We start from the raw sequence: 24,400 nt of genomic DNA on the forward strand, positions 1-24,400 counted from the left end.
CCCGGCTGGCCTACTAATTCCGCTCCCGTTCCTTTCTATATAAAACTAAGGAAAATAGGCTTATGAGCTCACTCGAAACTCGCCCATTTACTGCGTCTTCGAGTTGGAATACAGAAGTAGCTAGCGATGCAAACTTCACAAAACTCAATTGGCCCGCGTCAACAGGCTACAATTACAGCGTTGCATGGAGCAGTTATTCCCCAGCGGTTTACGTTGCTTCTTCTTCAGATCCACTTGTACAAGTCACTTACCCCCCGGGATGGGGTTATCCTGGCGGCACCATCAGCGTTCACATGCCGGCCGCCGCGAATGGCGCCGCGGGTACTGATGGCGAACTAATCGTCATCGATGGCGACGTCGCCTACAACTTCTGGCAGTTCAAGAGAACCAGCAACACGAGCGGTTCGGCCGCTTCATTCGCGTCCGAAAACATCGTCACGGGCGATGGCTGGGGCAGCAAGTCGCCCTTCCTCGCCGCGGGCATCACGGCTGCCGGCGCAAGTCAGCTCGGCGGTCTGCTCGTAAAGGCGGAAACAGACGACGGGGTGATCGATCACGCGCTGCAGCTCGCGGTCGACTTCTCGCTCGCCAAGCCCGGTGCTGTCGGCCAGGCCATCAACAGCGACGGCAGCAGCGCGTCGGGCATCGTCCAAGAAGGGCAGCACCTCGCGATCCCGCCGGGTACCCCTATGCCTGCCGGCCTCTCCCCGCTTGGCCAGCAGGTCTTTAAGGCCATGCAGCAGTACGGCGCCTATGTCATCGACGTAGCCGGCGGCACGACCAATATTCGTGCGCAATCCAACGCCTATGACGACGCAACGATGACCGCGTTGTGGCACGACATGGGGAACATCACGMCATTGCTGCAGGGCGTGAGCGGTGGCACGCCGGGTTCGGGCAATTCGGGCACCAACCCTACCAATCCGACGAACCCGACCAACCCGACAACACCGACGAACCCGACGAACCCAACTACGCCCAGCGGCGACACGACTGCGCCGACGGTGCAGTGGGTTGCGGCCAACGGGCCGGGGGTCACGAACGGTACCGGCACGGTCAAAGCCGGCGACACCGTGAGCCTGACGCTGAAGTTCAGCGAGTCGGTCAACGTCAGCGGCACGCCGACTTTGTCGCTCAACAGCAGCGGCACCGCCAAGTATGTCGGCGGCGCCGGAACGGACACCTTGCAGTTCGAGTACAAGGTTGCCGCAGGTGAGAATGCTGCCGATCTCGAGATCAGCGGTTTCAACCTGTCCGGTGTGAAGGACCTGGCCGGCAACGCCGCCAATGTGACTGGTGCCCCGCACCAGCCCGGCGGAACGCTTGCCATCAACACCACGGCGCCCGTCGACCCTGCGAAACCGGTCGATACAACGGCGCCGAACGTCCAGTGGATCGCTGCCACCGGGACGGGCCTCAGCAACGGCAACGGCACGGTCAAGGCCGGCGACACCGTTCGGTTGTCGGTCAACTTCAACGAGGCGATGACCGTCAACGGCACGCCGACCTTGTCGTTGAACAGCAACGGCATCGCCAAGTATGTCAGCGGCGCCGGCACCAACACCCTGCAGTTCGACTACAAGGTGGGCGCCGGCGAGAAGGCCTCGGACCTCGCGGTCTCCGGGTACAATCTGGGTGGTGTCACGGATCTGGCGGGTAATGCCGTCAATCTTGCCGGCGCGCCGCTCCAGCCTGCCGGAACGCTGGTCGTCGACACCAAGACGTCGTCGGCCGACACCACGAAGCCCAAGGTCCAGTGGATCGCGGCTAACRGGTCCAGTCTCAGCAATGGGAACGGCACCGTTCGCGCCGGCGACACTGTCCGGTTGTCGGTCAACTTCAACGAAGTTGTCACCGTCAACGGCACGCCGACCTTGTCGCTGAACAGCAACGGCACCGCCAAGTACGTCAGCGGCGCCGGCACCAACACCCTGCAGTTCGACTACAAGGTGGGAGCCGGCGAGAAGGCCTCCGACCTTGCGGTCACCAAGTACAACCTGGGTGGTGTCACCGATAAGGCAGGCAATAGCGTCAACCTCTCCGGCGCGCCCCTCCAGCCCGCCGGAACGCTTGTCGTCAGCACGACGTCGGCCAGTCAACGGACCACAGCACTCACCTCGTCGGCGACCGCTCTTGCGGCCCCTGCGACGGTGGCGTCCACTGTGGACCCGTCCGCTAGCAGCTCGTCGTCGACATCACCGACCGCCACAGACACCTCGCTTAGCACCACCAGCCAAGCGAAAAATCTGTTGGACCTGACGTTCGGTAGCCGCAAGACGGTTGGTTTCCCCGGCTTCCAGGATCAAGGCGCAAGCTCTGCGCCGTCCGACAGCTCGGTGACGCCCAAGCTTGCCCTGTTGAGTCAGTATGCGGCCTCGAGCTTCGCCGCGCCTTCGGCGACATCCAGCGCTGCTCAGATGCAGGGATGGTTGAACAACGTCGCCCAGACCCTGGCGAAGCCACACGCGTAAAGCATAGGCCCGAAAGGTGGAATCCCACCTTTCGGGCATCCGATGCGTCAACGATGACGCCGTGCGCCCGGAAGGGCGCACGGCGATCTGAAACGACAATCAAAATCAACGAAACACCGAATCTGGCGTCTTCGTATCAACGCGGCATGAGAGCGTTCTGACGCTCGTCGTGGTTTGCATGTGGGGGAACTCCCCGCGCATGCGTCAACGATTTATACGCGGGACAGAAAAGCTTGAAAAAGCCCGATAACGACACCCTTCCGTTGCCCGATGGCGGCCTGGCCGCGCTTATGTTCATCCTGAGCAGTCAGGGCGTGAGCGTAACCCCGGAGCAGATCCAGCATCAGTTTCCCGGCCGCCGCATCGGCGTCGTGGAGATGATCCGCTGCGCCAAAAGCCTCGGTCTCAAAGCCCGGTCTGTGACGACGAACTGGGAGCGCCTGGCGCATACGCCGCTCCCCGTCATCGCCGCCATGCGCGACGGAAGCTTCCTCCTGCTCGGACGATGCGGCGAAGACAGCATCCTCGTCCAGGCACCGAACGCCCCACGGCCGAGCATGATGTCTCGGGCCGAGCTGGAAGCGGCTTGGGACGGCCGGCTCGTGCTGATGACGAAGCGGGCTTCGCTGACCGATCTCGCCCGCCGTTTCGACGTCACATGGTTCATGGGCGCCATCCATAAGTACCGGTGGCTCCTCACCGAAGTTCTGGTAGCGTCCTTCTTCCTCCAGCTCTTCGGCCTGATCTCGCCGCTGTTCTTCCAGGTCGTCATCGACAAGGTTCTCGTGCATCGAAGCATGAGCACGCTGGACGTGCTCGCTTTCGGGCTTGTGGCCATCGCCGTGTTCGAGGTCGTCCTCGGCGCCTTGCGAACCTACCTGTTCTCGCACACCACGAACCGGATCGACGTCGAGCTCGGCGCGCGCCTGTTTCGTCACTTGCTGGCGCTGCCGATCGGCTATTTCCAGGCGAGGCGTGTCGGCGATTCCGTGGCCCGCGTACGCGAGCTCGAGAACATCCGTAACTTCCTCACCAGTTCAGGGCTGACCCTCGTCATCGATCTGTTCTTCACGGTCGTCTTCGTCGCCGCGCTGTTCTTCTATTCGCCGCAGCTGACCTGGATCGTGCTCGCGTCGCTACCCATCTATGTCGCGATATCCGCGGGCGTGACGCCGCTCTTTCGTCGGTATCTCGACGAGAAATTCGCCCGTGGCGCGGAGAACCAGGCCTTTCTGGTCGAGAGCGTGACGGCAGTCGAAACGCTCAAGGCCATGGCGATCGAACCCCAGATGCAACAGCGCTGGGAGGAGCAGCTGGCGGCCTATGTCGCAGCCAGCTTCCGGGTGTTGAGCCTGGGCAACGTCGCCAGCGAGACCGTTCAGCTCGTCAGCAAGATCGTGACCGCAGCGATCCTGTATGTCGGCGCGAAGCTGGTCATCGGCGGCAGCCTTTCGGTCGGCGAGCTCATTGCGTTCAACCTGCTCGCCGGGCGCGTCAGCGGCCCCGTGCTGCGGCTGGCGCAAATCTGGCAGGAATTCCACCAGACGCGGCTGTCGATCGCCCGCCTCGGCGATATTCTCAACACCACGCCAGAGCCGGCCTACAACCCCAGCCGCACGGCCCTTCCGTCGGTCCGCGGCGACATCTCCTTCGAGCATGTCACGTTCCGTTACCGGATCGACGGGCCGGAGATTCTTCGCGACGTCAGCCTCAACATTCCGGCCGGGCAAATGATCGGCATCGTGGGCCCATCCGGGTCCGGCAAGAGCACCCTGGCCAAACTCGCCCAGCGGCTCTACGTGCCGGAAAGCGGCCGGGTTCTGGTCGACGGGGTGGATGTCGCCCAGATCGATCCTTCCTGGCTGCGCCGTCAGATCGGCATCGTTCTGCAGGACAATATCCTCTTCAACCGCTCGATCCGCGACAACATCGCCTTGGCCGACCCTGCTCTTCCGGCGGAAAAGGTGATCGAGGCCGCGACACTGGCAGGCGCGCACGATTTCATTCTCAAACTGCCCGAGGGCTACGACACGATCGTCGGCGAGCGCGGCGGCAGCCTGTCGGGCGGCCAGCGGCAACGCATCGCCATCGCTCGCGCCCTGGCGACCAATCCGCGCATCCTGATCTTCGACGAGGCGACGAGCGCACTCGACTACGAGAGCGAGCACATCATCCAGCAGAACATGGCGCAGATCGCGCGCTCCCGGACCGTGCTTATCATCGCGCATCGCCTTTCCACCCTGCGGATGGCCGATCGCATCGTGACTATCGAAGGCGGCCGACTGATCGAGGATGGCACGCACGAAACACTGATGCGGACAGGCGGCCGGTACGCCACGTTGCACCGCCTCCAGTCCGGATTGCCGGAGGCCGGAAGCACGCCGGCGGCGGCGAGCCAAGCGGCCGCGCGATCCGCGACCACGAATACCATCGAGACAACCGCTCTTTCCATAGCCCAGGGGACTCATGCGGCGCGCTGATTTCCCGGAGGGAAACAGCCGCGGCGAAGCAAACGCCATGCACGCGCTCACAAACGATCAGTCTGGCCTTCTTGCTCTGGAGATGCTGCTGCGGCTGCGCGGCGTCGCTGCCACGGTAGAAGAGCTTCGCCGCCATATCGGCAACGGCGCCGTCGGCATCGCCGAGATGCTCCGAGGTGCTCGGGCATACGGCTTCGCAGGGCGGTCTCAGTCCGTCACCTGGGACAAGCTCGCCGATCTTCCGCTGCCCTGCATCGCAGAGCTTCGCGGCGGGGGTTTCCTGCTGCTTGGCAAAGTGAGCGAGGAAAAGGCGGTTGTCGTGGCCTCGAACATCACGCAGCCCACCTTGCTGACGCGGGCCGAATTCGAGGCCCAATGGGCGGGGCGTCTCGTCTTGCTGAAACAGGCCGAGGAAGTCGCGGGGCTCATGCCGCGCTTCGACAAGGCTGTCGCGATCCGGGCACGCCAGGCTCTGACGACGACGGCACAATGGGGCGAGCGCAGTACCCGCGCGGCGGTGACGGGTCTAGCGACCCGCTCGCAAGCCCTTCAAAAGGCAATTATCGCACGATCCATGAATGAAAATCGTATGAGATCCCAGGAGCTTGCGTTCCTGCCGGCTGCGCTCGAGATCGTGGAAACCCCGCCTTCACCTTTGGGGCGCACCATCGGCCTGAGCATCATCGCCGTCTTCGCCGTCGCGTTGGTCTGGGCGTGCATCGGCACCGTTGACATTGTTGCCGTCGCACCCGGGAAAATCATTCCCAGCGGCCGGACCAAAACGGTCCAGCCATTCGAGACCGGCGTCGTACGCGCGATCCGGGTCCATGACGGCCAGAGCGTCAAGGCCGGCGATGTGCTGGTCGAGCTCGATACGACCACCGCCGATGCCGAGCTCGGACATCTGCAGAGCGACCTGATGGCCGCGCGCCTCGATATCGCCAGGCTGCAAGCAGGGATCGCCAACAAGGACGACCCGCTTTCGGCATTCAACCCGCCTGAGGATGCCCCGGCCGATCTGCTCCGGATGTACCGTGGCTTCCTTGTTAGCCAAAACGGCGAGCAAAAGGCCAAACTCGCCGCCATTGACGGTCAGCTCGCACAAAAGGGAGCCGAACGCGATACGATTCAAGCCTCCGTCGACAAGCTGAAGTCCACCATCGTCCCGCTCCAGCAACGGGTCGAAATTCGCGAGCAGCTTTTCCAGAAGGAGCTCGGATCCAAGGTGACTTATCTCACCGAACTGCAGGATCTCGTCGGCCAGCGCCAGGACATCCTCGTTCAGGAGAAACGCGGCAACGAGACAAATGCCGCGGTTACCGCACTGATGGAGACACGCACGAAAACCATCGCCGAGTACGAGCGGACCCTTTTCGACGAACTGACCAAAGCCCAGCAGAAGGCAGCTGGCCTCAAGCGGGATATCGTGAAGGCCGAGCAGCGCAAAAGCCTGCAAAGGCTGACGGCACCGGTCGATGGCATCGTGCAGCAACTCGCGATTCACACGATCGGCGGCGTCGTGACGCCCGCACAGTCGCTGATGTTCGTCGTTCCTGCGGAAAACCGGCTGGAAATCGAGGCGATGATCTCGAACCGGGACATTGGCTTCGTGAGCGCGGGCCAGGAGGCCGCCATCAAGATCGATACCTTCAATTTCACACGATACGGCCTGCTTCGCGGAACCATTCTCAGCGTTTCGCAGGATGCTATCGCGCGCGACAAGATTCCCGACAGCTCAAGCGACAAGACGTCGGGCGCGAACAATGACAGCAGCGAGCCGCGCGGCCAGGAACTGCTCTATTCTGCGCGCATTTCCCTCGACCGCACGCAACTGGCGATCGAGGACAAGCAGGTCAATCTATCGCCCGGCATGGCTGTGACGGCGGAGGTCAAGACCGGACGGCGGCGGATCATCAGCTATCTGCTCTCGCCGCTCTCCCGCTATCAGCACGACAGCTTGCGCGAACGGTAAGCGCGGCTGTCTCGCCAGAGCTCCGGGCGGGAACTTTCAGAGAGCCAAGAACCATATCGCCGGAGCTTACCTGCTCCGGCGATCAAAAAAACCACCGCGTGGAATCGCCGCCCTGATGGCCGACCATGACCGCGCGTGTCTGACTATCGGAACCGATCTCGCTGACGCTCTCGATCGCAAGCAGCGCCGCGAGTCGCGAGCGGGCTCGGTTGATCCTGCTCTTGATCGTTCCGGTCGTGGTGCGGCAAAGCGTGGCCGTATCTTCGTAGGATAGTCCGGCCGCGCCGACCAGCAGGAGCGCCTCGCGCTGGTCGAACGGGATTTCTCTCAGAGCCGCGCAGAACTCCTGATATTCAAGCTGGCCTTCCTGCTCCGGCGCCGAGCGCAACGCCTCGGAATAGCAGCCGTCCGCGTCCTCCACCTCATGCCGGCGCCTCCGGAGATCGGAGAGGTAGCAGTTTCGCAGGATCGTCGTCAGCCAGGCGCCAAGGTTCGTGCCCGGCCGAAAGGTGTCGATTTTGCTGATGGCACGCAGCAGCGTTTCCTGCACCAGATCGTCGGACCTGTCTGCGCTGCGACTGATGGACATGGCGTAGGCACGTAGCTGCGGCTCAAACGCCAGCATCTGCTGCTGAATGGAGGGCCCACCAGCTTCCTTCGTCTTCCCGGAACCATTGTCTCCGAAGGCCATCGTCGATCTCCCACTCACATCCACGGGACGCAACAATCCATCACTCGCAAGCGAAACGAGGCCGGCTCGCGGCTGCGCAGATCGCGCAGCCGCGCTGCTACTGCTTGACCCGGGCAGGAACCATGACGTTGGTCTGTTCAAGCGGACCGATACCCAGGCCGCCCGGAAGGATGCTCCTCTGGACCCTGAGCACATCTCCGGGCAGGAGTTCGGTGCTCTCCAGCGCGTCGATCGTCTGCGCCTTCCCGTCCTGCATGCGCACGACCGTCAAGCTGCGGGTTTCGACAGCGCCGTCGGAATTGCCGACCAGGGTCGGGATCGTCACTTGGGCCTCGACCAGAAGACTCCTGTTGGTCTCGAATTTGACGCTGATGTCGTCGAGATCCATCCGAACTTTCTGCACTTCGGCAGTCAGGGACGCATTCCGTTCGCTCTTCAGGTCGAAGATCCTCTGATCGGCCTGCGTGATGTTCTGGCGCGCCCGCAAGATCAGCGTCTGGAAGCCCTGCTCGTTCATATCGAGCTGGGCCTGCATCCGTTCGAGGTTCGTCAAACGGCTCAGGGTCGACAGGCCACGCTTGACCAAATCCCGAACTTCCACGAGCTCCTTTTCAACGCTCGCATATTGGGCCTTGGTCGCTTGGATCTGGAGCTTGATCGCGTCGATCTCGCGTTCATACAGGCCGCGATTCCGCTCGACGCTATCGATCTGGGTTTTGAGCGCGTCGACGTGAATGTTCAGAAGCGAGCGCTCTTCGTCGATCAACTGCCGTACCCCCGTGTCGTTCTGCGACCGCGACACGAGATCGGACGGAAACTGGATATCGGCCTTCATCACCAGCTCGGCGTTCAGGCGAGCCCGGCGCGCCGTCAGCTGCTGATACCGTCTGACGAGAGTCCGCATTTCGCCGGTTATGTTGATGCTGTCGCGATCCAGCCGCATCAGGCCGGGATCGTTGAACCGCAGCCACCCGCCGGACAGGCTGACGACCTGCAGAACGGTCATTCCCGGACGGAATGGATACTCACCGGGCTTCTGCACGTCGCCCAGGACATAGACCGGCCGTGTCTCGAGAATCTCGACCGACGCGCCGGGCTTGTCGGAAATGCCCGCACGGATAAAGCGGTCGGAAATCTGGTTCGCGATCTCCTTGGCCGAAAGGCCGTCGACCGGAATATCTCCAACGGGAGCGATCGAAATCGTACCGTTCGCGCGAACCGTGTATTCGCCGCTCAGCTCAGGATACTGGAAGATCTTGATCTTGAGCTTGTCGTTGGCACGAACACTGTAATCGGATGTCGCACGGACGGCACTTCCGCTGAGGACGCACAGAACCAAAGAAATTGATCCGGCGACGTTAACCCATGAACGGTTCTGCTTCATTGTAGCACCTCTCCGATTCATGATTACACGGCGGCAGGCTCGGCTGGCATCGCCAGTCCGAAGGGGAGCCGTCGGGTAGTCGTTGCTGCTTCCGCCTCCCAGAGCTTGTCTCCGAACTGTCCGATCATCCGATCGTCGACCATGTTCAGGACCGCTCCGATGAAGTCCGATGGCATAGCGCCAGATACTGCGAAGGCGCGCTCGACCCGTTCCGTCTCCGTTTCACCCCACTTGATAACCAGCAGGATTCCGTCGAGGTTCTGCGCGGCCATGCGAAATTCGGCTCCGCGTTCAAGCGGGGGCAAGCTGACGACGATAAGGTCATAATCGACCGAGAACTTTTGATTGCTGTGCATCCACCAGTTTGCGGCGCCGTCGATATTGTCCGAGACCGCAGTCACGAGAACATCGGGGCCGCTTCCACGGTTATTCTGGAGGCCGCCGTCAAGCGGCCGCACGTTCGTATCGGAAGCAGCTGCCCCCCCGGGCGGCACTTCTTGAGAAGGGGTGCGCGACGTCCGGTTCCGATCGAGCTCCACAAGCAACACTCTCCGCTGGCTGCGAGCGGCCAGGTGCGCGAGCTGCCTTGCAACGGTCGTCGCCCCCTCTCCTGCTATCGAAGAAGCAATGCCGACGACGCGCGCCTTCGATGCTTCGATCGCCACCGTCATCCGAAGCAGCGTCTGGTTCAGCAGCGGAGCGGGCAGAAATTGATCGTCCCTGGCCGACTCTTTTGTCGAATGGAGCGACCTCGAAACCGCCGGACCGCCGCTTTTCAGCAAAGGGATCGCGCCTATGCATTCCAGGCCGAAATCTTCAACCTGCGCGGCAGTGCGGATCGTCTTGTCCTTGAAGTCCAGCAACAGAGCCAACACCGATCCGACGGCAAGCCCGGCAATGACGGCCGCCAGGATGACGAGAATCTTCCGCGGCCCGCTCGGCTTGTCCGGAGCAAGGGCCCGCGTCATCACATACACGCTGGGACCCAACCCCTGCAGCCGCTCCCGCAGCAACGGCGACCTGCTGCCGTCCTCCGCGCTGACTCGCGCCTGAAGCATGATCTGGCTGATGCCGTTCGCGATCCGCTCGGACTTCTCCGGATCGGAGGTCGTTACGTCGACGAGAATCGTGTGGCTTGTTCCAACCCGCTTCAGTTCGATGCGCTTGGCGAGCGTGTCGACGGCGAGCTCCTGTCTGCCGCGGCTTTCATCAGGCGTCGCCGACGGCGCGCCAAACAGCCGCTGCGCGATGCTATGAAACGGCATCGCGGTCGGAACGAATTCGGGATCCTCGGACAAATTCAGCGATTGCACGACCTTGGTCAGGGTGCCGCGCGAGCGGATAATCTCGATCTCGTTCTCGACCTGCGTCAGATCGGCACGCCCCAGAAATATGACCAGATCCGGACCCGGCTGAACTTCCTTCACATAGATCAGGAGTTGGGTTGATGCGGTATAGTTCGCTGGCTTGAGGAAAGCGAAAAACAAGCCCAGCATCATGGACAATACGACACACGCACCAACGAGCTTCCAGCGGCGACGGAGGCTGCCAAAGCCGAGCGGTGTTAAAGATTGGCGCTCTCCAATATAATCCGGCATCGGGCTTCCGATCTTTATCTACCCGCCATCCGATGCCCGCGCGGCGATGTCGTCTCTTGAAAAGACTGCATTAACGCCCTCACTCGACTTCGGTACGGCAGAGAACGAATAAAAAACAACCGCAACAATTGTCACTGCAACTTGGCCGGCAGCGCCTCGAAGCTCTGAGCGGCAGGAGCGTTGGACAAAGTGAGCTCTACCCGTTCGGAATCCACGATCCGCGCGGCCCTCATCCAGACGAAAGCCCGGTTCCACACTTCCCAACTCATTCCTTCCATGATGCTCTCGTAGTCTTGCGGGCTGAGACGACGAAGAATCAGTTCAGCCACCATCCGGGCGCGGTCGCCGCCCGCATTGCTTCGCTTCTCCTCGGTCCTCCTCAGAAGTTCGGGCTTGGAGAAGAATGACGAGGCAATCTCTTCGCGCACCGGGCGATCACCTGCGTCCACCTTTTCCTTCGTCCTTGAATCCGAAACCTGAGAATAAATATCGCTGCGCGACACGCGCTCGCCGCTCTCGAGCCGCTTCAGAATGGTGTTACGGACCGCAGGCGGAGTTTTCTTGGAGAGGTAGACGCGAAGCGTCGAGGGGACCATCAGCGCGACAAGTTTCGTATCGGACTCTGCCTCACGCGCAAGCTTCATCAAGTCCTGCGCGGTCCTTATCTTGAACTCGCACGCCTTTTCGACCCATTTAACGAAAGCGCCATGGGGCATCTTTTCTTTAATGCAGAGAAGTTCACGCCCGATTTCGACAGCGTGTTCAGTCGCCGCCCGTCGAAGTGCCTTGATCCTCTGTGCGGCATCATGCAATTCCGTCGCGGAGATTTCTGCGTCCGATGCCACGATTACATCCTCACTACTCAACCCACGAGAGCAATGAGCTTACGCTTGGAGCAGTGCACAACGAAGCGAGCAAAGGGATTCCCGCCCGCACAAATGAGGTAGCCCTTCTGGATTACCTCGAAATTCGTCGCGTATGCTCTGAAGATAAGGCGAGGCGCCGGATGAGGCCATGGCGGACGTGATATAGAGGGATGCGCCGACCGCGGAGATCACATCCCGGCGTCATTCCCGGGCCGCCGGGCGCGCCAGATCCAGACGAAGAGCGCCCTACAAACCCTCGGGCTGAACGGCGAGAGGCGAGCCCATCGCGTTTGGCTTTCGCGGCTTGGTCGCCGGCACCTTCAACGACGAGGCAGCACGAGGGGCTTCCTCGATTCCCGCAACAACATGACTCGTTGCTTTCAGCAATTTACGCCACACACCGAATCAATGGCGCGGTCTACGGGAATCGAACCCGTCTTCCCAGCGTGAAAGGCTGGTGTCCTAACCGATAGACGAAGACCGCTTTGTCTCGAACCGTGTGGATCCGTGCCGAAGCGGGGCGAGGTATAGTGGCAGGCCTGCCGCTCTGCAAGCGCCCGTTCACAAGAAATGTGGATGACGTGCCCTGGCAGGCAGGCGGCTAGACCGGGCGAGCAAGATCGAGGATGCGCAGCTCCGCCGTTTCGTTGCCGCCCCAACGGTTGAGCGAGAGCGTCGCGGCCAGATGCACGGTCTCGCCCCGTGCCGCCAGCAGGGCTTGCCCCAGCGGCTCCTGGGCCGCGCGGAAAGCGATGCCGCCAATGCTGGCGCCATCGCCCGAGCGCAGCTTGATGCGGACATGGCCGCCGCTGCCGATCTCGATGGCGTCCGTCAGGCGGTGCGCCGGAAAGACGAAGACCGGCTCCGGGCTGCCGGAGCCGAACGGTCCGGCCTTATCGATCTCGGCGATCAGGCGCGGGCTGGCACCGCCCGCGCTGAGTGCGGCATCGACGAGGAGCGCCTCTGCCTCGCCGGCGGCGCCGACCTCGCGAGCGAGATAATCGTTCAGGAACGCGTGGAACGGCGCGGCCTGCCCGCTTGCCAGCGTGACACCGGCCGCCATGGCATGGCCACCGCCCTTGATCGCCAGACCGGCCTCGACGGCTGAGCGCACGGCCCGCCCGAGATCGACGCCTGCGACCGACCTGCCGGAGCCTGTTGCCCCCCCCTCACCGTTCAGCGCGAGCGCAAAGGCCGGGCGGCGGAAGCGCTCCTTGAGCCGCGCCGCGACCAGACCGACGATACCGGGGTGCCAATCGGCGCTGCCTGCGAGCAGGACCGGCAATTCGGCCATGCCGGCAAGCTCATGCTCGGCCTGCGACACCGCCTCCAGCACGGCGAGCCGCTCGATCTCCTGACGCTCCTGGTTGAGGCGGTTGAGCTCGGCGGCGATGCCGCGCGCCTCCACCTCGTCATCGCTCAGAAGCAGGCGCGCGCCGAGCGCGGCGTCTCCGATGCGTCCGCCCGCATTGATGCGCGGCCCGAGCAGGAAGCCGAGATGCCAGGGCTGGATCGGGCCGTCGAGGCCCGAGACATCCATCAGCGCCGCTAGGCCCGGCCGGGCGCGGCTGCGCATCATCGCCAGCCCCTGCCGCACGAAAGCGCGGTTGAGCCCCTGCAGCGGCACGACGTCGGCGACCGTTGCCAAGGCGACGAGATCGAGCACCGCCAGCAGGTCGGGCTCGCCGCCGCGCGCCGCCCAATGGCCCTGGCGGCGCAGCGCCCGGCTGGTGGCGACCAAAGTGAGGAAGACCACGCCGGCGGCGCAGAGATGGCCGAGCCCGGAGAGATCGTCCTGCCGGTTCGGGTTGACCAGCGCCTCGACAGCCGGCAGCCGCTCGGGCGCCTGGTGGTGATCGAGGACCACGACATCGAGGCCGAGCCTGCGGGCCTCCGCCAGCGGCTCCTCGCTGGTCGTGCCGCAGTCGACCGTGACGAGGAGGGTCGCGCCCTCGCCTGCGAGCATGCGGATCGCCTCGCTGTTGGGGCCATAGCCCTCGATCAGCCGGTCGGGGATATGGATCCGCGGGCGGGCTCCGCCTTGTGTCAGGAAGCCGGCGAGCAGCGCGGAGGAGCAGGCGCCGTCGACGTCATAGTCGCCGAAGATCGCGACACGCTCCCCCTTCATCGCCGCCTGGGCGAGCCGCGCCGCAGCGGGCTCCATGTCGGTGAGGACGGCCGGGTCCGGCAGCAGATCGCGCAGCTTCGGCTCGAGGAAGCGCGCAGCCTCGGCGGGCTCGACACCGCGGGAGGCGAGCAGGCGCGACAGGATATCGGACAGCCCCTCGCGCTGGGACAGCGCCTCCGCCCGGCCGAGACCCGCGGTATCGAGCCGGTCGCGCCAGGGGCGGCCAAGCGCCGAACGGGTCACACCAAGGAAAGCGCGGGATTGCTGCATCGGACTCATCGTCCCAACGGCGTCGCGCAAGCTGGGCGCAAGGTCAACCGGCGTCGACCTTGGCCCGGCTCTCTACCGCCGCCATACTGCCACCAAGCCGCCAGCCAAGGCGGCGCCCGGGGCGGGTCATGCAGCACGAAACCGATGTGGCGATCGTCGGCGCAGGGCTTTCGGGCCTCGTCGCGGCCTGCGAGATCGCGGAAGCCGGGCGCAGGGTCGTGCTGCTTGATCAGGAGCCGGAGCAATCGCTCGGCGGTCAGGCGTTCTGGTCGCTGGGCGGGCTGTTCTTCGTCGACAGCCCCGAGCAGCGGCGGCTGCGCGTCCGGGATTCCCGCGAACTGGCGCGGGACGACTGGTTCGGCTCGGCGGGCTTCGACCGGCCGGAGGATGAATGGCCGCGGCGCTGGGCCGAGGCCTACCTCGAATTCGCAGCCGGCGAGAAGCGCAGCTGGCTGCATGCGATGGGCATGCGCTGGTTCCCGGTCGTCGGCTGGGCCGAGCGCGGCGGAAATCTCGCGACCGGCCATGGCAATTCGGTGCCGCGCTTCCATGTGACCTGGGGCACGGGCCCGGGTGTGCTGGAGCCCTTTTTGCGTCGGGCGAGGGAGGCGCAGGCAAAGGGTCTGCTCTCCTTCCGCTTCCGCCATCGCGTCACCGGCATCCCACGCCGCGGCGGTTCGATCGACGGCATCGAAGGCGAGGTTCTGGAGCCGAGCGACGTCGCGCGCGGCAAAAAGAGCGGGCGCGGTGTCACCGGCTCCTTCAAGCTGAAGGCGCAGGCCGTGATCGTCACCTCCGGCGGCATCGGCGGCAATCACGAGCTCGTCCGGGCGCATTGGCCGGCGCGCCTCGGAACGCCCCCTGCCCGGCTGCTCTCGGGTGTGCCCGACCATGTCGACGGCGCGATGCTCGCCGTGGCGCAGGCTGCCGGCGGCCGGCTGATCAATGGCGACCGGATGTGGCACTATGTCGAGGGCATCGCCAACTGGGCGCCGATCTGGCCGCGCCACGGCATCCGCATCCTGCCCGGCCCCTCCTCGCTCTGGTTCGATGCACGCGGCAACCGCCTGCCAGTTCCGCTCTTCCCGGGCTTCGACACGCTCGGCACGCTCGAGCACATCATGAAGACCGGCTACGACTATTCCTGGTTCGTGCTGAACCGCAGCATCATCGCCAAGGAATTCGCGCTGTCGGGCTCCGAGCAGAACCCGGACCTGACAGGCAAGAGCTGGCGGCAGGTGCTCGGTCGCGCCGGCGGAGGCGTACCCCGCCCGGTGCAGGCCTTCATGGACAAGGGCGAGGATTTCATCGTCGAGAGCGATCTCAGCCGCCTCGTCGAGCGCATGAACGAACTGACCGGTGAAAAGCTGATCGACGAGGCGTATCTGCGCGGGCAGATCGAGGCGCGCGACCGGGCCCTCGCCAACCCCTTCGGCAAGGATCTGCAGGTCACGGCGCTGCGCGGTGCGCGCAACTATCTCGGCGACAAGCTGATCCGCACGGCCAGGCCCCATCGCATCCTCGATCCGGCCCACGGCCCGCTGATCGCTGTGCGTCTCAACATCCTGACCCGGAAATCGCTCGGCGGGCTGATGACGGATCTGTCGTCGCGCGTGCTGGACGCGGCGGGTGAGCCGGTGCCGGGGCTCTATGCCGCTGGCGAGGCCGCCGGCTTCGGTGGCGGCGGTGTCCACGGCTATCGCGCGCTGGAAGGCACCTTTCTCGGCGGCTGCATCTTCTCGGGCCGAGCCGCCGGGCGCGCGGCCGCTGCGGCCATAGCCTGAGGGCGCAATCCCTTCCATCAACAACTTACGGTGGTGTATTTCCGAAAAGCCGCGCCACGGCTTGCGCGCGGCTGCGGGCACCGAGTTTGCGCTTGGCATTCTCGACGTGGCTGTGGGCGGTCGTCTGCGCGATGCCGAGCTTTTCGGCGATCTCGCCATCGGACAGGCCATCGGCGACATAGGCAAGGCAGTCACGTTCGCGTTGGCTGAGGCCAAGCGCAAGCGGGGCGGGCATGGCGGTGAACCGTGTCATCCGCTCATGTGTCATCACGGCAGCCAGGGCGATGACCTGAATGTCGCGCGGGGAGAAATCGAAGCGCTCGAAGCTGATACTGATGACACCGACGCGCCCGTCCGGCTCGTGACAGGGAACGGCCAGGCCATCCTCGACGCCGATCTCGCGCGCAAGCTCGAGGCCGCGCCAACCGGTCAGCTCCGGAAAGCCCGGCGCGCTCCAGCGAAAGGGCGAGACGCGTCTTGCCGGCGCGAAGATCACGGGGTTTCCCCGATCGAGCCCGCGCCTCATATATTCGTCCAGCCAGCCGGGCGGCGAGAACTGCGCATAGCGCCGACCGCCGGCAACGATGCGCTCCAGGGGCAGCGCTGGAGACGCGGGAAACGACCCCGCAAAGAAACCGCAACTTCCAAGCGGAGACAGCGCCTGACGTAGAATAAGCCCTGCAGCCATCGGCGACGCGGCCCGATCGAGGCCGCCGACGAGGTCGATAGCTCGGGCGAATGCGGGCAAAACAAACCCCGGAAAGATTGCTTTCCGGGGCTAGCACAAGTTCCGCTAGGTTAGAATGTCATTCGACATGTGAAACCCGCTCAGTCGAGCTGGAACTTCGAGAACTCGCGGTGCTCGCCATAGATGCGGCGGACCGTGCCGGTGATCGAGCGGTAGACCAGCGTCTCGGTCTCGATCATGTCCTTGCCGAACTTCACGCCCGAGAGGAGGCCACCATCGGTCACCCCCGTGGCGCAGACGATGACGTCGCCCGAGGCCATCTCCGACATGTCGTACTTCTTGTTCGGGTCCTTGACGCCCATGCCCGCCGCACGCACGCGCTTCTCCTCGGTGTCGAGGATGAGGCGGCCCTGCATCTGGCCGCCGACGCAGCGCAGGGCAGCAGCAGCCAGAACGCCCTCGGGCGCGCCGCCGATGCCGAGATAGAGGTCGATGCCGGTCTTCTCCGGCTGGGTGCAGAAGATCACGCCGGCGACGTCACCGTCGGTGATGAGGCGGATCGAGCAGCCGGTCTTGCGGACTTCCTCGATCAGCTTGGCATGGCGCGGGCGGTCCATGATCAGCGTCGAGATCTCATGCGGCTTCACGCCCTTGGCCTTGGCCAGCGCGTTGATGTTGTCGGCCGGCGAGGCATCGAGGTCGACCACGCCCTTGGCATAGCCCGGGCCGATCGCGATCTTGTCCATGTAGACGTCCGGGGCATAGAGCAGGCTGCCGGCGCCGGCCATCGCCATCACGGCGATCGAGCCCGGCATGTCCTTAGCGCAGAGCGTCGTGCCCTCGAGCGGATCGACCGCGATATGCACCTTCGGGCCCTGCTTGTTGCCGACCTTCTCGCCGATGAAGAGCATCGGCGCCTCGTCGCGCTCGCCCTCGCCGATGACGATCTCGCCGTCGATCGGCAGGCGGTTCAGCTCGCGGCGCATCGCGTCGACGGCCGCCTGGTCGGCGGCCTTCTCGTTGCCGTGGCCGCGCAGGCGGGCGGCGGAGACGGCGGCGCGCTCGGTGACGCGTACGAGTTCCATCGAGAGATAGCGCTCGATGATCTGATCGGGGGCGATTTGAAGAGCGACGGACATGAAATGGTTTCCCCTTGCAATGCTGCGGGTGGAATCGACCCGAAGGCCTATTCCCGCTCTATGCGGATAACTTGCGGCGGTTCCGCGACATGGCCGTCCGCGGTGACCTTTTCGAGCGCGGCACGGATGGCTGTCTCGCTCGTGGCATAGGTGATCAGCACGACCGGAACCGGCGCGCCGGAACGGCCTCCCGGATCACGGTTGGCGGCTTCGGGCGAGCGGCGCTGGACAATGCTCTCCAGCGAGATGTCCGCCTCGGCCATGCGGGTCGCGATCGCGGCCGCCGCACCCGGCCGGTCCGCGACGGCGAGGCGGACATAGTAGCCGCCTTCATGACGCTGCATCGGCGCGCGCTTGGCCTCCTCCAGACGGGCAACCGGCAAACCGAACGGCAGGCCGGCCGTGCCGCGCGCGACATCGGCGATGTCGGCGACCACCGCGGAAGCGGTCGGATCGCCGCCAGCGCCCGGGCCGACCAGCGTGATCTCGCGAACCGCATCGGCATCGACGCTGACGGCGTTGAGCACGCCCATCACCTGCGCGATGGCGGAGGATTTCGGCACCATCGTCGGGTGCACGCGCTGCTCGATGCCGGTCTTGGTGCGCTCGGCGACGCCGAGCAGCTTGATGCGGTAGCCGAGCTCATCGGCCATCTTCAGGTCGAGCGGCGTGATCGCGGAAATGCCTTCGACATGAATCGCTTCGGCATCGATCTTCGTACCGAAGGCGAGGCTGGTCAGGATCGCCAGCTTGTGGGCGGTGTCGAAGCCCTCGACGTCGAAGGTCGGATCGGCCTCGGCATAGCCCAGGCGCTGTGCGTCCCTCAGGCAGGCCTCGAAGGTCAGCCCCTCCAGTTCCATCCGCGACAGGATGTAATTGCAGGTGCCATTGAGGATGCCGGAGATCCGGCCGACATTGTTGCCGGCCAGCGCCTCGCGCAGCGTCTTCACCACCGGGATGCCACCGGCCGACGAGGCTTCGAAGGCTAGCGCTACGCCCTTGCTTTCGGCCAGTTCCGCCAGTGCCACGCCATGGGCCGCGAGCAGGGCCTTGTTGGCGGTGACGACGTGCTTGCCGGCCGAGAGCGCGGCTTCGACCGCCGCCTTGGCCGGGCCGTCCGAGCCGCCCATCAGCTCGACCACGCAATCGACGTCGTCGGATTTCGCCAGCGCGACCGGATCATCGAACCAAGCCAGGCCGCCAAGATCGACGCCGCGGTCGCGCTTGCGATCGCGGGCCGAGACCGCAACCACCCGGATCGACCGGCCGCAGCGTGCCGCCAGCGCATTCTCCTGCCGTTGCAGGATCTTCAGCACCGAGGCGCCGACCGTGCCGAGGCCGGCGAGGCCGATGCGCAGAGGGGACGATGAAGCTTGCGGCAGGGTCGAGATCATGGCGCCGGGTTGGCATGCGGCACGGGGCAAGTCAACGGAGAGCAATGCTGCACCGCCCTCCGAAATGTCGTCGGCGCTACTCGCGCTGGGCCGAAACAACGAATGCGGCGATGCCTCCCTCGATCGGGCCGGAGCCGAACCGACGCTCCAGCGCCTTCGCCACAGCCTCGGTCGCAGCCATCAGCCCCGGCGCGCCCCGCGCCTCGATTTCGCCGCGGATCGGCGTCCCCTGGCAGAAGCCCGTCGCGACATCGATCGCGGATTCGGCGCGGGAGCGCTTCTCGACACGCTCGATCACCGGCCGCGCGAAGCCGCCGGCCAAGAGATCGAGTTCTATCGTTCCGACGTCGTGATAACCATGCGGCGTGCGCTCGATGAAGCGAGGAGGATCGGCCGGGAATGTCTCCGCCAACGCGTCCAGCAGCACCCCCGCGAAGTCGTTGCTGCCGACCGCGTCCCAGACATTGAACAGATAGCGGCCGCCCGGCCGCAGAACGCGCCGCACTCCGCTATGGCTTTTCGGCTTGTCGGGAAAGAACATCACCCCAAACTGGCAGGCTACGACATCGAAGCTCTCGTCGGCGAACGACAGATCGAGCGCGTCCGCCTGCTGCCAGACGACCCTGTCGTCGCCCGCCAGCTGCGCAGCGGCAAGGTCGAGCATCGGCTGATTGAGATCGGTCGCGACGATGCTCGCGCCATCGAGACGCGCAGCCATCGCGCGCGTCAGCGCGCCCGTCCCGGCTGCAAGTTCGAGAATGCGCGAGGGCCGTGAGGCCATGACGCGAGCGGCCAGATCCTCGGCATAGGGTCGAAAGATCAGAGGTACGAGCAGCCGGTCGTAGATCTGCGGAATGGGACCGGCGAAAACCTTGTCCGTCGCTTCCATGGCAGCACCTGTTACAGCACCCCTCGGACAGGATAGCTCAGCGACTGACGTAACGAAACCGCATTGTTCAAGCCACCGCGCGCATGCGCGCGGTGGTGAAGCACCGGCCCGAAGGACGCGGCGCTTCAGCGATCTCCGCAACCTGTCTCAGCCGAAATGGCAGACGACCTCGGCAGCGACGCGCTTCACCTTGCCGTCCTCGAAGCCGAGATAGATGCGCAGCAGGTTGCTGCCGAAGGCCGTCGCCTTGATGGTGTGCAACGCCTCGATGGAGTTGCCTTCGGAAACCGTGCTGTTTTCGACCGCCGGGGTCCAGAACCAGGGCTTCGGCGGATCGATCGTGATCTCCGTGAGCTTGCGCTCGGCCTCGGCCCGCTCCGTCCCGACGGGGATGAAACGGGAGACGATCTCGGTCGCGTCGCGGGCGCATTCACGCCCGTTCGTGACCGACAGCACGTCGGAAACCAGCGCCGAGCGGGTCTGTGGGATGCGCCCCTTCGAGTAGTCATAGGTCGCAACGAGGCAGACCAGGGCGAAGACGGCAAAAGCGACGCCGAGCAGGCGGCCTTTTCGGAGCATGGAGACGGGCCTCGGACGCGGTGCGGAGCAGGCTGTCCGCACCGCATCGGTTCCCATGTTTTGCGCCCCCGTGTCCAGAGGCCGCAGCACCACACCCTCCGGAGATCCGCCCTACCCCGCCTTCGGCATCTGGATGACGTTGTGCAGCGTGGCGTCGGCGCCCTTCAGGAAGCGGCCGACATTGCGCGCCGCCTGGCGGATGCGCTGTTCGTTCTCGACGATGGCGATGCGGACATAGTCATCGCCATGCTCGCCGAAGCCGATGCCGGGTGCGACCGCGACCTCGGCCTTCTCGATCAGGAGCTTGGAGAACTCCAGCGAACCCAGATGGCGGAACTTTTCGGGGATCGCGACCCAGGCGAACATCGAGGCTTCCGGCGCTGGAAACTCCCAGCCCGCCTTGCCGAAGCTCTCGACCAGGGCGTCACGGCGCTTGCGGTAGATGTCGCGCATCTCGCGAATGCAGTCGTCGGGCCCGTTAAGCGCAGCCGCGGCCGCGACCTGGATCGGCGTATAGGCGCCGTAGTCGAGATAGGACTTCACCCGCGCGAGCGCGGCGAGCAGGCGCTCGTTGCCGACGGCGAAGCCCATGCGCCAGCCGGCCATGGAAAAGGTCTTCGACATCGAGGTGAATTCGACCGCGACGTCGATCGCGCCCGGCACCTGCAGCATCGAGGGCGGCGGGTTGTTGTCGTCGAAATAGACCTCGGCATAGGCGAGGTCCGACAGCAGGATGATGTCGTGCTTCTTCGCGAAGGCGACGAGGTCACGGTAGAAGTCGAGCGTCGCGACATAGGCCGTGGGGTTCGCGGGATAGCAGGTGACGAGCGCGATCGGCTTCGGCACCGAATGCGCCATCGCCCGCTCCAGCGCAGGGAACATCGCCGGGGTCGGCTCGGCGGGAACCGAGCGAATCACGCCGCCCGCCATCAGGAAGCCGAAGGCGTGGATCGGATAGCTCGGATTCGGCACGAGCACGACATCGCCCGGGCCGGTGATGGCCTGCGCCATGTTGGCGAAGCCCTCCTTGGAGCCCAGCGTCGCGACGACCTGCGTCTCGGGGTTGAGCTTCACGCCGAAGCGGCGCTCGTAATAATTCGCCTGGGCGCGGCGCAGGCCGACAATGCCCTTCGAGGCGGAATAGCGGTCTGTGCGCGGCTTGCCGGCCGTCTCGACCAACTTCTCGATCACATGCTTCGGCGCCGGCAGGTCGGGATTGCCCATGCCGAGATCGATGATGTCGACGCCCTTGGCGCGCTCGGCTGCCTTGATCTTGTTGACCTGTTCGAAAACGTAGGGCGGCAGGCGCTTGATACGGTGAAAATCGGTCATTTCGAACAGGTCCTCGGCCGGCGGCGCCGGCAGTGTCTTTTCGGGCGCATGTCACTTCTTTGCGCAGGAGGTGCTTAGCACCGCATCTTTCGTCCGCACAGAACAAAAAACGCAATATTTTGCCACTGCGACGAAATGGCGACACGAGCGCTGAACACCCCCTCTCTTCGCCGAGGCCGAAAATCAGTTCTGAGGAATCTTCGCAGGCTGAGGAGCGGGCGTCTCGCCCAGCGACTTCGCCTGAGTGCCGGCGCTTTCATTGGCCTGGCGCTTGGCCTCGAGCTGAGACTCGATCTTCTGGAAGTCCGAGCGCTTCTTGCACGGGTCATTGGGGCCGCGGGCCGGCTTCGGCGCCGCAAAGCGGGCCGCCTGCCCCGTCGGCACATAAGGAGCCGGTGGATTCGGCCCCGGGCAAAGCTGATCGACCCCGATCGTGCTGCCGACGGGGATGTATTGCGCATCCGCAGGGCGCGTCTCGCGGACGAAGCTCTTTGCCTCCTGCGGCGTCGTCGCCATGCCGGCCGCTTCCGCCACGCCCTTGACGCCCTCATCCCCGGCGCAGCCCGCCAGGGCGATGCCAGCAGCGGCCATCACCACCGCAATCCGAAGCGGCTTCCTCGCAGGCATCTCGATCGGCATGGGTTCTTCCAGCAAGTTTGTCGAATGTGCTTGGTAAAGCACAGCGGTTGCGTCCTTAATAGGACCAAAGTGGGAAGCCATGCGCTATCCTATGACGACAAGGGGGAAGACGACTCATGAACCGCCATGTCGACGACCGAGCCAAGGACCACAAAGGTTCCGCCGAGTCTCCGGTTCCTGACTTCGACCAGTTCGCGCAGAACATGGGACGGCTCGTAGAGGAATACGGCAAGGTCACCGCCGCCTATCTGAAGCCTCTGGAACGCGGCCAGACCAAGACCGGCCAGGCCGACGAGGCGAGCGACATGGTCAAGACGCTGGGCCGTGTCGCCGAGCAGTGGGTCAACGACCCCGCAAAGATCATCGAGGCGCAGGCTTCGTTGACCCGCGACTTCATGAATTTGTGGAGCGCGGCGCTGAAGCGCGCCAGCGGCGAGGAGGTCGCCCCGGTCGCCGAGCCCGACAAGCGCGACAATCGCTTCAAGGATCCGGACTGGACGAACCTCCCGACCTTCGACTTCATCAAGCAGGCCTATCTCATCGGCTCGCGCTGGGCCGAGACCATGGTCGAAAAGGCCGACGACCTCGACCCGCATACGCGCAACAAGGCGCGTTTCTACATCAAGCAAATCGCCGGAGCGCTCTCGCCGACCAATTTCGTCGCGACCAATCCCGAACTGCTGCGCGAGACGCTGCGGCAGAATGGCGAGAATCTGGTGCGCGGCATGAAGATGCTCGCGGAGGACGTCGAGGCCGGCGGCGGCGAGCTCAAGATTCGCCAGTCCGACGCCAAAGCCTTCGAGGTCGGCGTCAACATCGCGATGACGCCCGGCAAGGTGATCTTCCGCGACGACGTCATGGAACTGATCCAGTACACGCCGTCGACGCCGCAGGTACTGAAGCGACCGCTGCTGATCGTGCCGCCCTGGATCAACAAGTTCTATATCCTCGACCTCAACCCGGAAAAGAGCTTCATCCGCTGGTGTGTCGAGCAGGGGCTGACGGTGTTCTGCATCTCCTGGGTCAACCCCGACGCCCGGCATGCCACCAAGGATTTCGAAAGCTATATGCATGAGGGCATCTTCGCCGCCCTCGATACGATCGAACGCGCGACGGGCGAGAAGCGCGTTTCGGCCATCGGCTACTGTGTCGGCGGCACGCTACTTGGCATGACGCTCGCCTATATGGCCGCCATCGGCGACAAGCGGATCGAGAGCGCCACCTTCTTCACCACGCAGGTCGACTTCTCGCAGCCGGGCGAGCTTTCGGTCTTCGTGGACGAAGAACAGATCCACGCGATTGAAGAGCAGATGGCCAAGACCGGCTATCTCGATGGCTCGCGCATGTCGGGCGCCTTCAACATGCTGCGGCCCAACGACCTGATCTGGTCCTACGCGGTCAACAATTACCTGAAGGGCAAGACGCCCGCTGCCTTCGACCTGCTCTACTGGAACTCGGATTCGACCCGGATGCCGGCGGCGAACCATTCCTTCTACCTGCGCAACTGCTATCTCGACAACAAGCTCGCCAAGGGCGAGATGACGATCGACGGGAAGAAGCTGAATCTGCGGCGTGTGACGATGCCGGTCTACAATCTCGCCACGCGGGAGGATCACATCGCCCCGGCGCAATCCGTCTTCAACGGCTCGCAATGTTTCGGCGGCCCGGTGGAGCACGTCGTCGCGGGCTCCGGCCATATCGCAGGCGTCGTCAACCCGCCGAGCAAGGCGAAGTACCAGTACTGGACGGGCGGCCCGGCCAAGGGAAGCTATGCCGACTGGCAGGCGAAGGCCGAGGAACACCCGGGCTCGTGGTGGCCGCATTGGTTCGCATGGCTCGAAGCGCAGGCACCGAAGAAGGTGGCGGCGCGCGAACCGGGGGGCGGCAGGCTGCCGGCGCTCGCGGATGCGCCCGGCACCTATGTCAAGGTCCGGGTCTGAGACGGTCCGAGGCGTGCCATCATCGGCGGATGGGCCGATACGCTGCGCAAGCCCGCGCCGCCTCGTCGAAGTCATCGAGAGGGCCAGGCATCGGAGCCCCGGAATAAGCAGGTGGATTGGCGCGCTCGCGAGCAGATGAACGAGCGGCCGATCCGC

At 64.5% G+C, this 24,400-nt stretch carries 17 protein-coding genes and 1 tRNA gene; 5 read left to right on the plus strand and 13 right to left on the minus strand.

What is annotated here, in order from left to right; translation table 11 throughout:
- The first annotated feature begins 293 nt into the window (after positions 1-293).
- The 3 genes from AC1DIN_RS21100 to AC1DIN_RS21110 all read left to right on the plus strand — a co-directional run bounded on the left by AC1DIN_RS21100 (position 294) and on the right by AC1DIN_RS21110 (position 6,923).
- Entirely contained in the window at positions 294-2,471 is a 2,178-nt protein-coding gene (locus AC1DIN_RS21100) for a hypothetical protein (protein WP_476811186.1), read from the plus strand.
- Positions 2,472-2,704: 233 nt separating this feature from the next.
- The gene (locus AC1DIN_RS21105) at positions 2,705-4,951 is read left to right on the plus strand and encodes a type I secretion system permease/ATPase (protein ID WP_441472017.1); all 2,247 of its coding nucleotides are present in this window, start codon (positions 2,705-2,707) and stop codon (positions 4,949-4,951) included.
- Entirely contained in the window at positions 4,938-6,923 is a 1,986-nt protein-coding gene (locus AC1DIN_RS21110) for an HlyD family type I secretion periplasmic adaptor subunit (RefSeq protein ID WP_476766794.1), read from the plus strand. The genes AC1DIN_RS21105 and AC1DIN_RS21110 overlap by 14 nt, the downstream gene beginning before the upstream one ends.
- An 82-nt stretch (positions 6,924-7,005) precedes the next feature.
- Here the strand turns inward: AC1DIN_RS21110 and AC1DIN_RS21115 are convergent, their stop codons facing one another.
- From AC1DIN_RS21115 to recJ, 6 genes are all read right to left on the minus strand, one after another.
- The gene (locus AC1DIN_RS21115; RefSeq protein WP_441472015.1) at positions 7,006-7,614 is read right to left on the minus strand and encodes a sigma-70 family RNA polymerase sigma factor; all 609 of its coding nucleotides are present in this window, start codon (positions 7,612-7,614) and stop codon (positions 7,006-7,008) included.
- A 97-nt stretch (positions 7,615-7,711) separates the two neighbouring features.
- Positions 7,712-8,998 (minus strand): polysaccharide biosynthesis/export family protein, encoded by a 1,287-nt coding sequence (locus AC1DIN_RS21120; protein WP_441472014.1) that lies wholly within the window; start codon positions 8,996-8,998, stop codon positions 7,712-7,714.
- A gap of 23 nt (positions 8,999-9,021) precedes the next feature.
- Entirely contained in the window at positions 9,022-10,596 is a 1,575-nt protein-coding gene (locus AC1DIN_RS21125) for a Wzz/FepE/Etk N-terminal domain-containing protein (RefSeq protein WP_476811187.1), read from the minus strand.
- A 131-nt stretch (positions 10,597-10,727) separates the two neighbouring features.
- The gene (locus AC1DIN_RS21130; protein WP_476766792.1) at positions 10,728-11,441 is read right to left on the minus strand and encodes a DUF3102 domain-containing protein; all 714 of its coding nucleotides are present in this window, start codon (positions 11,439-11,441) and stop codon (positions 10,728-10,730) included.
- A gap of 430 nt (positions 11,442-11,871) precedes the next feature.
- Positions 11,872-11,946: transfer RNA gene (locus AC1DIN_RS21135), tRNA-Glu, on the minus strand.
- Positions 11,947-12,063: 117 nt separating this feature from the next.
- Entirely contained in the window at positions 12,064-13,860 is a 1,797-nt protein-coding gene (gene recJ / locus AC1DIN_RS21140) for a single-stranded-DNA-specific exonuclease RecJ (RefSeq protein ID WP_476811188.1), read from the minus strand.
- Positions 13,861-13,988: 128 nt separating this feature from the next.
- Between recJ and AC1DIN_RS21145 the strand changes: the two genes are divergently transcribed.
- Entirely contained in the window at positions 13,989-15,644 is a 1,656-nt protein-coding gene (locus AC1DIN_RS21145) for an FAD-binding dehydrogenase (RefSeq protein ID WP_476811189.1), read from the plus strand.
- Positions 15,645-15,669: 25 nt separating this feature from the next.
- On the opposite strand, the gene AC1DIN_RS21150 is transcribed toward AC1DIN_RS21145, so the two are convergent.
- The 7 genes from AC1DIN_RS21150 to AC1DIN_RS21180 all read right to left on the minus strand — a co-directional run bounded on the left by AC1DIN_RS21150 (position 15,670) and on the right by AC1DIN_RS21180 (position 22,304).
- Complete coding sequence (locus AC1DIN_RS21150; RefSeq protein ID WP_476811190.1) at positions 15,670-16,332, minus strand: helix-turn-helix transcriptional regulator; 663 nt, start codon at positions 16,330-16,332, stop codon at positions 15,670-15,672.
- A 140-nt stretch (positions 16,333-16,472) separates the two neighbouring features.
- Positions 16,473-17,471 carry a class II fructose-bisphosphatase gene (gene glpX, locus AC1DIN_RS21155; RefSeq protein WP_441472008.1) on the minus strand — a complete coding sequence of 333 codons (999 nt, stop codon included), beginning with the start codon at positions 17,469-17,471 and terminating at the stop codon, positions 16,473-16,475.
- Between the two features lie 47 nt (positions 17,472-17,518).
- Complete coding sequence (locus tag AC1DIN_RS21160) at positions 17,519-18,865, minus strand: homoserine dehydrogenase (protein ID WP_476811191.1); 1,347 nt, start codon at positions 18,863-18,865, stop codon at positions 17,519-17,521.
- A 76-nt stretch (positions 18,866-18,941) separates the two neighbouring features.
- A complete protein-coding gene (locus AC1DIN_RS21165) occupies positions 18,942-19,754 on the minus strand; it encodes a class I SAM-dependent methyltransferase (RefSeq protein ID WP_476811192.1) in 813 nt (270 codons plus the stop codon).
- A 147-nt stretch (positions 19,755-19,901) separates the two neighbouring features.
- Positions 19,902-20,333 (minus strand): hypothetical protein, encoded by a 432-nt coding sequence (locus AC1DIN_RS21170; RefSeq protein ID WP_441472005.1) that lies wholly within the window; start codon positions 20,331-20,333, stop codon positions 19,902-19,904.
- A 111-nt stretch (positions 20,334-20,444) separates the two neighbouring features.
- Complete coding sequence (locus AC1DIN_RS21175; protein ID WP_441472004.1) at positions 20,445-21,665, minus strand: LL-diaminopimelate aminotransferase; 1,221 nt, start codon at positions 21,663-21,665, stop codon at positions 20,445-20,447.
- Between the two features lie 183 nt (positions 21,666-21,848).
- Positions 21,849-22,304: a hypothetical protein gene (locus tag AC1DIN_RS21180; RefSeq protein ID WP_441472003.1), complete on the minus strand. Its 456-nt coding sequence runs from the start codon at positions 22,302-22,304 to the stop codon at positions 21,849-21,851.
- Between the two features lie 116 nt (positions 22,305-22,420).
- Here AC1DIN_RS21180 and AC1DIN_RS21185 point away from each other — a divergent pair, with 116 nt between their 5' ends.
- The gene (locus AC1DIN_RS21185; protein WP_476811193.1) at positions 22,421-24,244 is read left to right on the plus strand and encodes a PHA/PHB synthase family protein; all 1,824 of its coding nucleotides are present in this window, start codon (positions 22,421-22,423) and stop codon (positions 24,242-24,244) included.
- The last annotated feature ends 156 nt before the right edge of the window (positions 24,245-24,400 follow it).

This window comes from Allobosea sp. 05T438 (assembly GCF_056396025.1).